This window comes from Bradyrhizobium sp. ORS 111 (assembly GCF_045571485.1).
GTDB lineage: Bacteria > Pseudomonadota > Alphaproteobacteria > Rhizobiales > Xanthobacteraceae > Bradyrhizobium.
Window position 1 is genome coordinate 2,967,467 of record NZ_CP120701.1, and the last position, 13,583, is coordinate 2,981,049.

A 13,583-nucleotide genomic window follows, 5' to 3' on the forward strand; every position below is an offset into this window, starting at 1 on the left:
CGATTGTGTCGAGAACTTGTCCGAAATCGGGCCGATTTGCAGATCATCCTGACAACAATCCGTTAACCAGTTTCATGATTGGCTAGCCCGATAAGCCGCCGGGAACCGTCCCGCGGAAAGGACAGGGACCGGTCATGCCGCTTCATCTCGAACGGGTCGAATGGACGCAATCGCCGCCGCTCGCGCCCGGCAACGGTCCGATCGATCTCGAGCACCTCCGGCGCATGACGCTGGGCGATCCAGGTCTCGAGCGGGAAGTGCTGGCGATGTTCTCCACGCAGTCGGCCAGGATTTTGGCTGAATTGACGGCGTTGTCGGCCGAGGCCGCAACCCACGCTCACACCCTTAAGGGATCGGCACGCGCGATCGGCGCTTTTGGCGTGGCCGAGAGCGCGGCGCGGCTGGAAACGGCTCTGTCCAGCCATTCCGACCCGTCCCAACCGCTCGCCGAGCTCGGAACCGCGATTGCCGAGGCGCGCGCCGCGATCGACCTGATACTGCATCGATCGTAGGCCTCTCGCCCTTCGAAGGGGCCGGCAAGCCGTCAAATGACCCATCTCAGACCGGCCAGCAGGTTTTCGGCCGCCGCCGCTAGCGCTGCAGGGATCGACCCGTTATAGGACTGCCGGGGACCTTTCCATTCATTGTCCGGCGCACTCCGGCAGCACGAGCGATCATGGCCAAAATCCACTTTATCGACCATTCCGGCGAGAAACGCACCATTGAGATCGAGAACGGCGCGACCGTTATGGAAGGGGCGATCCGCAACGCCATCCCCGGCATTGAAGCCGAATGCGGCGGGGCCTGCGCCTGTGCAACCTGCCACGTCTATGTCGATGAAGCCTGGCGCGAGAAGGTTGGTCCTCCGTCCCCGATGGAGGAGGACATGCTGGACTTCGGCTTCGACGTTCGGCCGAACTCGCGGCTGTCCTGCCAGATCAAGGTGACCGACGAACTCGACGGTCTCGTCGTGTCGACGCCGGAGCGGCAGGCCTAGAGTTCTAGTCGCCGTCGGGATTCACGCCGCGGCGAACCCAGCGTCGAAAATTCTCTTTGACCTCGGCCGGCAACGGCGTTGGCCTGCGGGTCGCCTCGTCGATCATGACGGTAACGGCCCGCGCCGACGCCACGCATTTTCCCTCCGAGAACACCACTTGATCGAAGGCGGTCGAGGTCCGTCCGAATTTCACGAGGCCGAGCCCGAGATCGATCTTGCCGGGCCAGTGCAACTCGGCGCGGAAATGGATGTCGAGGCGCACCATGATCCAGCCGAGCCCGGGAGGCATCAGCCCCATGCTGCGGTCCTTCACCAGCGTGACGCGGCCGGTCTCGAAATAGGTGGCATAGACCGCGTTGTTGACGTGCCCGTTCGGATCGAGATCGGCAAACCGCACATTGTCGGTGAGGCGATAAGGGAAGTCTTCCAGGCGCGGCGTATCGTCGGCGCGGATCGGGGCATTCACGAGCGGTCTCCGTCAGTTTCAAGCCCATACAGCCGACTTGTCGAGGCTCGGCAAGGGGTTGCCGCGCCAGCCTCTACCCCTATTATGCATGTCCCGATCCGGCGCCACCTGATGGCTGGACAGGCGGTGGCCGCCCCAGTCGATTTCAACTGAAAAGAAGCGGATATGAGCGAAGCGATTAAAACCGATGTGCTGATTATCGGCGCGGGTCCCTGCGGACTGTTCGCCGTGTTCGAACTGGGCCTGCTCGACATGAAGACGCATCTGGTCGACATCCTCGACAAGATCGGCGGCCAGTGCGCTGAGCTCTATCCGGAGAAGCCGATCTACGACATTCCCGGCATTCCCTTCGTCACCGGCCAGGGCCTCACCGATCAATTGATGGAGCAGATCAAGCCGTTCAATCCGACCTTCCATCTCAACGAAATGGTGGAGACGATCGAGAAGATCGGTGATCCGCTGTTCCGCGTGAAGACCGATGTGGGCAAGGTGTTCGAGGCCAAGGTCGTGGTGATCTCCGCCGGCGGCGGCTCGTTCCAGCCCAAGCGGCCGCCGGTGCCCGGCATCGAGGCCTATGAAGGCACGTCGGTGCACTACGCCGTGCGCAAGATGGAGCAGTTTCGCGACAAGACCATTCTGATCGTCGGCGGCGGCGATTCCGCGCTCGACTGGACGCTCAATCTGCATCCGATCGCCAAGCGCATCACGTTGCTGCATCGACGCGACGATTTCCGCGCCGCGCCCCACAGTGTCGAGCAAATGCGCGCGCTGGTCGCTGACCGCAAGATGGATCTGATGATCGGCCAGGTCACCGGGCTCGAGGGCGCGAGCGGTCAGCTCGCGGCCGCGACCATCAAGGGCAATGACAACGCGATCTCGACGATCGCCTGCGATACGATGCTGCCGTTCTTCGGGCTCACCATGAAGCTCGGTCCAGTCGCAAACTGGGGCGTGGCGCTGGAGAACAATTTGGTGCCGGTCGACACTGCGGCATTCGAGACCAACATTCCCGGCATCTTCGCGATCGGCGACATCAACACCTATCCTGGCAAGCTGAAGCTGATCCTCTCCGGCTTCCACGAGGGTGCGCTGATGGCGCAGAAGGCGCACCGCTATGTCTATCCTGACAAGCGGCTGGTGTTCCAGTACACGACATCGTCTTCGAGCCTGCAGAAGAAGCTCGGCGTGAACTGATTGCAGCCGAATTGTGGCCGACAGAAGCGGCTTCGGCGTCTCGGCCGTCGCGTGGGGTACTAGAACACTCCGCGAAATGGACGTAGACTCCAAGCTCAGCTTGTCGATTGATCAGGTGATGACGATGCGCACCACGCTATCCAGATTTCGGCTGATCTTCGCGATCGCAACGACGCTTGTCGTTGCGATTCCATTTGCGGCCTCGGCAGCAGAGCCTTCCGCTGTCGGCCTGTGGCAGAAGGTGGAGGACGGCAAGCCCACCGGGTGGTTTCTGATCGTAGATCACAGCGGCACCTTCGAAGGCGTGATCGCCAAGATGTTTCCCGATGCCGACGATCCACCCAATCCCGTCTGCGCGAAATGCACCGACGATCGCAAGAACGCGCCCTGGCTCGGGCTGTCCTTCATCCGCGACATGAAGCGCGCGGGCCTGAAGTACGAGAACGGCAACGTGCTCGATCCGCGTGACGGCAAGGTCTACAAGGCCAAGATGACCTTGAGCGCCGATGGGCAGACTTTGACGATGCGCGGCTATTTCGGCATCTCGCTGTTTGGCAAGGACGAAGTCTGGACCCGACTGCCGGACACTGCGATGGCCCAGCTCGATCCGGCAATCGTCGCCAAATACATGCCGTCGCTCGCAGCCGTGAAGACGACGCCGACATCGACCTCGTCGGTGACGAAGCGGCACTAAGCCCGATGGGATTGAATCGTCTTTGCGATCTCCGCGCAAACGCGTTCCGCGCTTGTCGCGAGGGAAGAGCGCGTCCTTGCTGTGATGCGGCGTGAACCTTAGCGCCGCTCTGGCGCAGCCGGCAGCGGCGCCACCGGCTCCGAAATGATTTCCGGCACGACATTGTCGAGTTGCAGCACGCCGGCAGCGGCAGGCACGGCCGCATCGGCCATCGCCGCGTGTCCTTCCGCGGTCGGGTGGACAGCGCCGCCGTAGACGGCAGAGAGAATACCCCACGTCGCGTCGTGGATATCGGTTGGCTGCATTGAGGCCGGCAGGGCCTGCGGATAGGTCATCGCCGCGAAGTAGCTGTCATTGGCATCGCGGATCCAGCGCGCGCGCGGCAGGTAGGCGCGATAGTCGCCGGCGCTGCGGCCGCATTTGAGCGGTTGGTTCGCCGCGGCGACGATGTCGGACACGAAGCTGTCACCATTGGCGGAGAAACAGTCGCGGTCGAACTCGGGATCGGTCGACGCACGCGCGCAGAAGCCGTGGCTTGCGAAGGCGTCCTGATGCGCATCGACGAATGTCATCCGGTCGGTCTGCGGATCGCGGCAGATGATGCCGGACTGGCACAGCGCGAGCGCCTTGAGCTGCGGCAGGAATTCGTTCTGCACGAAGCTCGAGACGGTCGCGAGCCGTTGCGGATCGGCGTTGAAGGAGGGATGGATATCGAACCCGGCGCGGCCGCCGGGGCAGGGTGTGCCGCCATTGGCGAGCGCCGGGTTGGCGTAGGCCGTATAAATGACACGCGACAGGTCGCCGCCGACCAATGGCTTCAGCGCATCGCGCAACTTGGCAAAACCGGACGGCAGATCGCGGGCCAGCGCCGAGCGGGCATCGTTGACCGACGCCAACGAGCCGCCGCGCTTGAACAGCGTGCGCTCGGTCGGTGTGTCGACGATCACGTCGGCGACTAGACCGGAGAAGTAGATGTCGTTGGCGCCAATCGACAGCAGCACGAGGTCGAGCGTGCGATCCGGCTGGCGGCGCCTCGCGGCCGCCAGGGCGGCGCGCAACTCGGCGAGCTGGCCGCTCACGGTGCCCGAACAGGTATTGGCGATCTTCGTCGGCAGGCACTCGCGCGCCTGCTGCGAGCTGAGCAGGCCGTCGGCTATCGTGGCGCCGGTGCATGCCAACGGCAGATAGGTCACCGCGATGTGCGGATATTGCACGGCAAGCGCCAGCGCAGTGCGGGTCTGATAGCTGTAGAGCGAGCGATGGCAGGCTGAATTGAACCATAGCGCGCTGTGGCGCTGCCAGTTGGACAGGGTGTCCGGTGCCTCGCAGGCGCGTCCACCCTTGTAGCCGGCGCGGCTCGGCCGATAGTATTGCGCGCCGCCGAGATAGGAACGGAAGCAGAAGCCGTCGTCGGACAGCGCGATCGCGCGGTCCGGATTGCCCTCGCCGGAGGCGATGCTGTCACCGAGGCCGGCGATGAAGAAATCTCGCACCGCGATCTCGGTCGTGACCCGCTGGTTTGCTTCGGAACCGCTCGCGACGTCGACGGTCGCGACCGTGGTCCGGCCGTAGCGGACGCGCAGATTGACCGGCTCGGCGCAATCGAACGTCGAAGATTGCGGCCCGTCGCCGTCGTCGAACGACCAGGCGCAGGTCGCGCCCACCGGGACCGGACCCGTGAGGCGGACGACGATCGCGTGGTCGATCGGCGTCAGGTAGCTTTCCTTGACGTTGTCCCGAGTGCAGGGCTCGCTGACGCGGCCTTGCAGGTCGATGCAGAGCCGGTTGACGGTATTGCGCGCCCAGCCGCGGCCGTCGCTCTGCAATTCCAATGCCCGCTCGGAGTCCAATACGCTGCGTCCAAGCCCGCTCTCCACTTGGAGGCGGAAGTCGCGTTCCTCGCGGAACAGGCGGAAGCGGTTGCGGACCTCCCAGGAAATCTGCAAGGGCGTGTCCTGCGCCTCCGCCGCCGACGCAATGACCACAGATAGCGCGCTGCCGAGCAGCACCGCGCAGACCGTCAAACGAAACGAAAATCGAGCCAAAAAACCAACCATGGCGCGTTTGACGTCAACGGTAAGGCAAAAATAAGAGAACCGGGTTGGGGGACGAAAAACCCGCCTGGGGCGATAACGTCGCTGTTACCTTTTCAGCCGCCTGATCCGCTGCTGTCGGCTTTCGATCGGCTGCCGCACGGTCGCCGAAGCCGTGCAGGCCTGGCTAAGTCGCTTTCGTTCCTGCCAGGGCTGCACCACGTTGAGCCAGAGCTCGCGCATGCCCATGATCGAGATCGAAATCCCGAACGGAATCAGGAAATAGAGGACGCGGAACACGACCAGCGTCGCCAGCAACTGTTCCTTGCTGAATTCCGGCAGCGCCACCAGCATCGCGGCATCGAACACGCCGATCGAGCCGGGGGCGTGGCTGGCGAACCCGAGCAGGGTGGCCAGGATGAACACGACCGCCAGCGAAACGAAGTCGATATACGGCTCGGTCGGCATCAGCAGGTACATCGCGAGCGCACAGAAGCCGAGATCGACCACGCCAATGAGAACCTGCAGGAGCGTCAGCTTCGCTGACGGCAACACCACCTTCCAGCCGTTCTGGCCGAGCTCGCGGCGCTTGTCGCCGGTGAGCAGCCAGTAGAAATAGGCGGCGATGCCGGCAAGGCAGCCGATCGCGATCAGGCGGTTCATCGCAGGCGGCAACAGGTCCATCGCCGATGCCGCGGCGGGGTGCCAAGCCATGCCGAAACCAAGCACGAACAGGTTGCCCAGCCAGAACGTCAGCCCCGACAGGAAGCAAATCTTGGCAACGTCGATCGCGGTCAGGCCGTAGTCGGAATAGATCCGGAACCGGATCGCGCCGCCTGTGAAGACGGTCGCGCCGATATTGTGGCCAATCGTGTAGCTGGTGAAGCTCGACAGCGCTGCGATGCGGTAGGGGACGTGGTTCTTGCCGATCGTTCGGAGCGCGAAGAAGTCATAGAACGTCAGCGTGCAGAAGGCGCCCACGACGCACAGGGCCGCCAGCGCGATCCGGTGCGGCGCGATGTTGGTCAGCGCGGTGAGGATGACACCGGTATCGACGCCCTTCAGGGTCCGGACCAGCGTCGTGACCGCGAACACGATGATGAGCACACTCGCAGCGATCCCGAGCCGTTTCCAGCCGATCTTTTCCTTGAAGCCACGCCCGAGCGTGGTCAGCAGCCGATGCATTCATCCTCCCGGCGGGGGCGCAATTTCAGTGGGACCCGATCACGGACGGCGACGGGTGACGGGCAGACGCACCGTGCGCGATGACCCATAAGGCAAAACCGATGCGTTGTGCAGTCCTTGACAAGCCAAGCTTCGGCTCCCGTCGGTCGTCGTTGTCATACGGGCTACATATGATCTCGTCTTGTGGAATGTGAGTCGCAGGTAAGGCATTTGCCGCGATCGGTTCACCGCACGTTCCGGTGTTCCGGCCGGTTTCCTCCACATTTTTTGCACATTTGCCGCCGCGGGAGGTCTGCCATCCCAATTTCTGAATGGACGATATGCATGCGAGGCAGGGGATATCGCACTGCCCGCGTCGTTTACCAGGACCACCAAAGTTGGCGCGGAGGCCGCGTGTCCGACTATCGGAAGGGCCGTCCGCGCCGTGCAGCGCCGATACCGCGGCAATCCGTTGGTCAGTTGGTCTATTGAGGCAAAACGACGCGCGGCGTGAAGCGCGCGCGTCGGCTGGTGACGGCCGTCATACTTCGATCAAAGGCGAAATGTCGGTTCGAAACGGATGGCTATGTGTTGCATTGGTAGCCAGAGATTGAGGTGAGCCATGCAACGCATATCCCCGAAAGCCGGGTCCATGATGGATCAACCCGCAGCCTCCCGTCCGAATCCGACCAGGCTTGCGGCGACGCTGACGCTTGCCGCAATGAGCCTCGGCTACGGCGTCGTGCAGCTCGACGTCACCATCGTCAACACCGCACTCAACGCCATCGGCACCTCGCTCGGTGGCGGCGTTGCCGGACTGCAATGGGTGGTGAGCGCCTACACGGTCGCCTTCGCCGCCTTCATCCTGACCGCGGGCGCGCTCGGCGATCGCCTCGGCGCCAAGCGCATCTTCATGGCCGGGTTCGCGCTCTTCACCGCGGCCTCGGTTGCCTGCGCGGCTGCGCCAAATGCCGCGACGCTGATCGCGGCGCGCTGCGTGCAGGGGCTCGCCGCGGCCATCCTGGTGCCGAACTCGCTCGCGCTGCTTCGCCATGCCTATGCGGACGAGAAGGCACGCGGACGCGCCGTCGGCATCTGGGCCGCAGGCGCGAGCCTCGCGCTGACGGCCGGTCCGCTCGTCGGCGGTGGCTTGATCGCGCTGGTCGGCTGGCGCACGATCTTCCTGGTCAATTTGCCGATCGGCCTTGCCGGTTTGTGGCTCGCCTGGCGCTACGCCGACGAAACCACGCGCCATTTGGAGCACGAACTCGACCTGCCGGGCCAGCTCGCCGCGGTGGCTGCCCTCGGCACACTGGCCGGCGCGCTCATCGAAGGCGGCGCAGTGGGCTGGAGCAATCCATTCGTGGTGGCGGGCTTCGTTCTGGCGGCGGTCTTCGCGGTGCTGTTCGTCTGGCGCGAGTCGCGCGCGACCCAGCCGATGTTGCCGCTGTCGCTGTTCGAGGAGCGGATGTTCGCCGCGACCTCGCTGGTCGGCCTGCTCGTCAATATCGCCTTCTACGGCCTGATCTTCGTGATGAGCCTTTACTTTCAGCAGGTCAACGGCCTGTCGGCGCTCCAGACCGGCCTTGCCTTCGTGCCGATGCTGGGCGCGGTCCTGCCGGTCAATCTGATTGCGCCGCGCGTTGCCGAACGGATCGGCGCGGTTGCGACCATCGCACTCGGCACCGCGCTGGGAGCCGCCGGCTGCCTCGCGATGCTCGGCATCGATCGCGACACCAGCTATCTGGCGATTTGCCTGCAACTGATCGCGATGAGCGCCGGGCTGGGCCTTCTGGTGCCGCCGCTGACATCCACGCTGCTCGGCAGCGTCGAGCCGAAGCGCTCCGGCATTGCGGCCGGCGTGCTGAATGCCACGCGGCAAACCGGCAGCGTGCTCGGTGTCGCGCTATTCGGCTCGCTGGTTGGCCGGTCCTCGGCCTTCATCGCCGGCCTGCATGCGTCGCTCCTCATCTCAACCGGCGTGCTGCTGGCTGCGGGCGCGATGATTTGGTTCGGCGCAACGTCACGAGCGCGGCAATGATCGACGTGGATGATTGCTGCGCGGCGGCGTGCTGCTGAGCACCAGCCGTTGCAGCGCGACCGGCTTCACAAAACCTTGTCAGGTGTCAGGCCGTTCAAAGCGTCTTCACCACAGCCGGCCGCTGAGGTGGCCAGGATGTTGCGGCGGACGCCGGAGCGTTCCGTGGCCTGATCATCGGCAAGGGCGCTGAAGTCAGGTCTTGCGCAGGGCGAAATAGGCGCCGCAAAATGCCATCACCGCACCAAGACACAGCGCGGCGAGGCCGGCCAGCACGGCGGAAGCCGTCGAGACGGAACTCGGCGCCGACGCGGCTTGGCCGGCGCCGGCCAGGATCAGCACGCCGACGACGATCAGGAACTGCCGCATTCGCCGCGGGACCTGACCCGAGACCGCGCTCTGCATCAGATTAGTGGTGAAGTAGCCGCCCGAGAATCCGACGGTCGCGATCAGCCACCATGCGATCGCCGCACCTGCCGGCATGAATTCATGCGTGTCGGACCGCCACAGCCCGCCAAGGTCGAGCCCGTAGCGCGCGCCGAGCATGTGCACGGCCAACGCCAGCAGCACTCCGGATAGCATCGCGCCGCCCAGGATCAGGTAGCGCGGAAAATAGGTCGTCTCGGCCATGCGTCGCTTGTAGGATAGCCGCGGCGTGCCGCGCAAGCTCGCGCGCGCGTTTGAACAAGCGGAATGGCCGATTGCCAACAACGTTGCAGGATCGATCTGGGACAGGCGCGGGCGCTCCCGTGCGCTATGCCTACAAGGCCTCCCTGATCGGCTCAGCGCATCAGTTCGAACTGACCGATGCAGGGCTGTCGTGGACGATCGCCGGCAGATCGGGTGTGTGGGAGTATTCGGACATCTCCGTGGTCAAGCTGTCCTATCGCCCGGTGTCGATGCAGCAGCAGCGGTTTCGTGCCGACATCGACAACGCCAAAGGCGGCCGCATCGCGGTCCTTTCGACCACCTGGCAAACCGCGACGTTGATCGCGCCGCAAGGGCATCTCTACAGGGACTTCATCGTCGAGCTGCATCGCCGGATGCAGGCGGCCGGCAGCAGGGCCGTCTTGACCGGAGGCCTCGGGCCGAAGACTTATACTGCGGCGCTCGCGCTGCTGGCTGGTCTCGCCATTGCGATGACGGGACTGTTGCTGCGCGCAGTGGCAACCGCAGAGTGGACCGGTGCGCTGTTCCTGATCGGCTTCGCCGCGCTGTTTGCCTGGCAGGTCGGCGGCTTCATCACGCGCAACCGGCCGCGCCGCTACGACTTTGATCATTTGCCCGAGATGCTGCTGCCGCCAAAGCCCGCAATCAAGCGCAATGAAATGTGACTTCGTCGACGCGCCCACGCGCGGCATCGTCGAGCTGCGATGGGGTGGCCAGGGAGCAGGGGCGTGCAGGATCGAAGTCTGCGGATTCCATCGGATGACGAGATTGCAGCGATCAATGCGCAGCACCTGATCGAGACGCCGCTGCGGCCTGCCGATCTCTTGTTCGTGTTCGGCACGCGCGTGGATGTCACCGAACGGGTGGAGGCGGCCGTCCGGCTCTGGCACAACGGGCTCGTTCGCTGGTCGATGGTCAGCGGCGGCGTGACACCAGGCGATCATCGTTCCGAATGCGCGATCATCAAGGCCGCGATGGTCGCGCGCGGCGTGCCGGCCGAACGCATCCTCGAAGAACATCGCGCGCAGAACACCGGCGAGAACGTGATCTTCTCGCTACCGGTGATCGACGCGGCGCTCGGGCGCGACAGCATCAAGAGCGTGATCTGCCTCGGCAATACCTGGACCGCACGGCGCTATCCGATGACGCTGCAGCGGCACTGGCCGGAGGTCGAGAAGATGCTGGTTACGGTGGACACCTTCGCGACGCCGCGCGCGCTCTGGCACACCGATCCGGAATTCCGCCGCCGCGTCCTGAGCGAATGGGACAAGATCGAGCCCTATAAGGCGCAGGGTTTTATCGCGGACTGGCCGGTCATTTAAGGGGAGAAGCCGCCGCTCGCATTACTCCGTCGAGTCGAAATCTTCTTCGGTCGCGCTCAGCATTCCCGCCAGCGTCCGCAGGCCGACGTCAAGCTGCTCCATCGGTGGCGCCGCGAGCGCGAGCCGTACCGCATTGGGCGCGTGCCCAGGTGTGGCGGCGAAGGTCGTGGACGGCGTCAACGCGATGTCGCGGCGCGCCGCGGCGGCGACCAGCGTCTGCGAGCGCCAATGCTGCGGCAAAGTCAGCCAGAGGTGATAGGACTTGGGGTTGGTCTGAATTTCGAAACCGGCCAGATGCTTGGCCGCCATCTGCTGGCGGCGGCCGGCATCGATCCGCTTCAAGCGCGACAGTTCGGCGGCGGTGCCGTCGGCCATCAGCCGCTGCCCCGCTGCGAAAGCGTAGCCCGATGCCGTCCAGCCGCCCGAGCGCACCGCGGCCATGATGCTCTCGCGCAGCCGCGGCGGCGCGACGATGAAGCCCAGTGCCAGCCCCGGCGCAACCTTCTTCGACAGGCTGTCGAGCACGATGCAGCGGTCGGGCGCGAGTGCCGCCAGCGGCATCTCGTCGTCGAGGAACCCGTAGACAGCATCCTCGATGATGACGAGGTCGAGCTTGTCGACCACGCGCAACAGCTCGGCGCGGCGCTCGGCCGGCATCGTGATGCTGAGCGGGTTATGGATCGTCGGCTGGATATAGAGCGCGGACAGATGCGCCTCGCGGTGCGCCTTCTGAACCGCATCGGGGCGTACGCCGTGCGCATCCATCGCGAGCGGCACCAGCGTAATCCCGAGCCGTGCGGCGATGCCCTTGACGAAGGGATAGGTCAGCGCCTCCACGCCGCAGCGCCCGCCGGGCTGCACCACAGCGGCAAGCGCCGCGGCGATGCATTGCCGGCCATTGGCGGTGAACACGATCTGGTCCGGGTTCGGCGTCCAGTTCTTCCGCGTGAGGAATTCCGCGGAGATGGTTCGTGCCGCGCGCGTGCCGAAGCTGGTCGCCGGGCGCAGCGCGCCCTCCAGCACCTCGGGCCGTTCCAGCCCCTCCAGGCTCTTGGCGATCATCGTGGCCTGGTGCGGCAGCAGCGGATAGTTGAACTCGAGGTCGATCCGGGCGCCGCGCGGCTCGGTTGGCGCGGCGACGCCGCGGCGTGCCTCGCCCGAGACAAATGTGCCGCGACCGACTTCGCCGACCACGAGCCCGCGCCGCAGCAGTTCGGTATAGACCCGGCTCGCGGTCGAAACTGCGATCTTGCGCTCATAGGCGAAGTGACGCTGCGGGGGGAGGCGGTCGCCGGCCTTGAGCGCGCCGGAGGCGATCTCGGCCGCCACCGCGTCCGCCAGCTTCAGATACTCGAATCTCGACATTATTGCACCGAGAGCAATGTTTTAGTTGCTCCGAGCAATGTACCGGAGCATTTAAGATGGAACAAGCCCGTGATTGTACCGAAGAGAGCGTAAGCGATCCGAGGTCCTCGACGGCGCGGACGCAGAATACGCGTCGCGTCAACGGCGTTGCCTTGCCGCGCGGGCATTAAGGAGACGACAATGATCACGATACCGTCGGCCGCGGCGTTGCCCGCGCGGTCAGGTGTGTTCAGCAGATTGCTCCGATTGCTCCGAGCTTGGGGCGATGCAATCGTCACCTATTGGATGCGTCGCGAGGCAATCAAGACTCTGCACCAACTCGACGACCGGTCCTTGCGCGATATCGGGATCCCACGCTGCCACATCGAGATCGCCGTCGCCGGCAATGTCGATCCGGAGCTGATCCGGATCCGCTGAGCTTGCGGGGGGCGGCACGCGCCGCGAGGTTAGTGCCGCACCACCAGCACCGAGCATTTGGCGTAGCGCACCACGTGTCCGGCATTCGAGCCGAGGAAATAGGTGCGCATCGCCGGGCGGTGCGAGGTCATCACGATCAGGTCGGCCCTCATTGCGGCGGCCTCTTCGAGGATCTCGTGATAGATGCCGCCCTGGCGGACCACGCCCGAGATGCGGTGCGGTTCGATGCCGGACTCGCGCGCCACGATGGCAAGGGCCTCTTCCGACGTCTCGCGCTGCTGGCTGTCAAAGTCCGCCGGCACATATTCCGCCAGCATCACCGGTGTCATTGGCAGCACATTGAGCAGGCGGATCGAGCCGTTCCAAGTCTTCGCGAGCGTTGCAGCGGTTGCGATCGCCGGCTTCGCCAGATCGGTGTCGGCGAGGTCGATCGGCACGAGAATGGAGTTGTACATCAGCGCCTCCTGTCCGCGATGGTCTGGAGCCGTTTCGTCCCTGTGACGCCGTGCCTCTTGTTGTGTTGACGCGAACTGGTCCCCTGTCGCGCCCGGGAACTATAGCATGGCGGGGCTGCGATGTCCGCTCACGTCAGCCGCGCGAGGCCTGCTTCAAAAGCTTGGGGCTGACGAACAGCACGAGCTTGCCGCGGCGGAAGGACACCTCGTCCCAGTCATTGGTCGCGAAGTCGAAGACGGCCAGCCCCGAGGTCGGCAGGTTATCGCTGAGCGCACGCTTCGCGGCCTCTTCGCCGCTCCCTGTCAGCGTCAGCGCGAGCTCATGCATGCCGGGATTGTGACCGACCAGCATCAGCCGCTTCGGGTCGGTGACCGAGGCCATTCGGATCGTGGTCAGCAACTGGGTGGGATCAGCGCCGTAGAGTTCCGGCAGGAATTCGACTTTCGGCTGCGGCGCGAGGCCCTTCATGGCTTCGTGCACGATCTCCCAGGTCTGCGCCGCACGGACCGCGGGCGACACGAACACCCGGTCGGGGAACGGGGGATGGTGGGCGATCCAGGCGCCAATCTCTGCTGCATCGCGGTGACCGCGATGGTCGAGACGGCGGTCCTTGTCCCGCCCCGAAGGCGCGTCGGTTTCGGTTTTGGCGTGACGCAGCAGCAACAAACGGCGCATGGACTTCCATCTCGATTCGTTCAGTCGAAATTAATTCTACAGCCTCATGCCCTGGACAAGGTGACAAGCGCCGCGGCGGTTCGTAAGAAAACG

15 protein-coding genes are annotated in these 13,583 nt (G+C 64.7%); 8 read left to right on the forward strand and 7 right to left on the reverse strand.

From position 1 onward, the window contains the following. The first annotated feature begins 134 nt into the window (after window positions 1–134). Window positions 135–512, forward strand: a complete 378-nt coding sequence (locus tag P6U30_RS13460; RefSeq protein ID WP_407169489.1) for an Hpt domain-containing protein — start codon at window positions 135–137, stop codon at window positions 510–512. Between the two features lie 164 nt (window positions 513–676). Further along, window positions 677–997, forward strand: a complete 321-nt coding sequence (locus tag P6U30_RS13465) for a 2Fe-2S iron-sulfur cluster-binding protein (RefSeq protein ID WP_407151526.1) — start codon at window positions 677–679, stop codon at window positions 995–997. Window positions 998–1,001: 4 nt separating this feature from the next. Here P6U30_RS13465 and P6U30_RS13470 read toward each other — a convergent pair whose 3' ends face one another. Then, complete coding sequence (locus P6U30_RS13470) at window positions 1,002–1,463, reverse strand: acyl-CoA thioesterase (RefSeq protein ID WP_407151527.1); 462 nt, start codon at window positions 1,461–1,463, stop codon at window positions 1,002–1,004. A 165-nt stretch (window positions 1,464–1,628) separates the two neighbouring features. On the opposite strand from P6U30_RS13470, the gene P6U30_RS13475 reads away from it, so the two are divergent. After that, entirely contained in the window at window positions 1,629–2,657 is a 1,029-nt protein-coding gene (locus tag P6U30_RS13475; protein ID WP_407169490.1) for an NAD(P)/FAD-dependent oxidoreductase, read from the forward strand. Window positions 2,658–2,781: 124 nt separating this feature from the next. Next, on the forward strand, window positions 2,782–3,351 hold the full coding sequence (locus tag P6U30_RS13480) for a DUF2147 domain-containing protein (protein WP_407170447.1): 570 nt from the start codon (window positions 2,782–2,784) through the stop codon (window positions 3,349–3,351). Window positions 3,352–3,449: 98 nt separating this feature from the next. Here P6U30_RS13480 and P6U30_RS13485 read toward each other — a convergent pair whose 3' ends face one another. Beyond that, on the reverse strand, window positions 3,450–5,408 hold the full coding sequence (locus tag P6U30_RS13485; RefSeq protein ID WP_407169491.1) for a hypothetical protein: 1,959 nt from the start codon (window positions 5,406–5,408) through the stop codon (window positions 3,450–3,452). Between the two features lie 84 nt (window positions 5,409–5,492). Next, window positions 5,493–6,569 (reverse strand): YbhN family protein, encoded by a 1,077-nt coding sequence (locus P6U30_RS13490; protein WP_407169492.1) that lies wholly within the window; start codon window positions 6,567–6,569, stop codon window positions 5,493–5,495. A gap of 631 nt (window positions 6,570–7,200) precedes the next feature. Between P6U30_RS13490 and P6U30_RS13495 the strand changes: the two genes are divergently transcribed. Next, a complete protein-coding gene (locus P6U30_RS13495) occupies window positions 7,201–8,589 on the forward strand; it encodes an MFS transporter (protein ID WP_407169493.1) in 1,389 nt (462 codons plus the stop codon). A 192-nt stretch (window positions 8,590–8,781) separates the two neighbouring features. Here the strand turns inward: P6U30_RS13495 and P6U30_RS13500 are convergent, their stop codons facing one another. Beyond that, complete coding sequence (locus tag P6U30_RS13500; protein ID WP_407169494.1) at window positions 8,782–9,216, reverse strand: hypothetical protein; 435 nt, start codon at window positions 9,214–9,216, stop codon at window positions 8,782–8,784. A gap of 119 nt (window positions 9,217–9,335) precedes the next feature. On the opposite strand from P6U30_RS13500, the gene P6U30_RS13505 reads away from it, so the two are divergent. Further along, on the forward strand, window positions 9,336–9,920 hold the full coding sequence (locus tag P6U30_RS13505) for a hypothetical protein (RefSeq protein WP_407169495.1): 585 nt from the start codon (window positions 9,336–9,338) through the stop codon (window positions 9,918–9,920). A gap of 63 nt (window positions 9,921–9,983) precedes the next feature. Then, the gene (locus P6U30_RS13510) at window positions 9,984–10,577 is read left to right on the forward strand and encodes a YdcF family protein (protein ID WP_407169496.1); all 594 of its coding nucleotides are present in this window, start codon (window positions 9,984–9,986) and stop codon (window positions 10,575–10,577) included. A gap of 21 nt (window positions 10,578–10,598) precedes the next feature. On the opposite strand, the gene P6U30_RS13515 is transcribed toward P6U30_RS13510, so the two are convergent. Next, window positions 10,599–11,942, reverse strand: a complete 1,344-nt coding sequence (locus P6U30_RS13515) for a PLP-dependent aminotransferase family protein (protein WP_407169497.1) — start codon at window positions 11,940–11,942, stop codon at window positions 10,599–10,601. A 180-nt stretch (window positions 11,943–12,122) separates the two neighbouring features. On the opposite strand from P6U30_RS13515, the gene P6U30_RS13520 reads away from it, so the two are divergent. Next, window positions 12,123–12,359, forward strand: coding sequence for a DUF1127 domain-containing protein (locus P6U30_RS13520; protein ID WP_407169498.1), 237 nt, complete (start codon window positions 12,123–12,125; stop codon window positions 12,357–12,359). Window positions 12,360–12,388: 29 nt separating this feature from the next. Here P6U30_RS13520 and P6U30_RS13525 read toward each other — a convergent pair whose 3' ends face one another. After that, window positions 12,389–12,814, reverse strand: coding sequence for a universal stress protein (locus tag P6U30_RS13525; RefSeq protein ID WP_407169499.1), 426 nt, complete (start codon window positions 12,812–12,814; stop codon window positions 12,389–12,391). A 133-nt stretch (window positions 12,815–12,947) separates the two neighbouring features. Further along, entirely contained in the window at window positions 12,948–13,490 is a 543-nt protein-coding gene (locus P6U30_RS13530; RefSeq protein WP_407169500.1) for a SixA phosphatase family protein, read from the reverse strand. Between the last annotated feature and the right edge of the window lie 93 nt (window positions 13,491–13,583).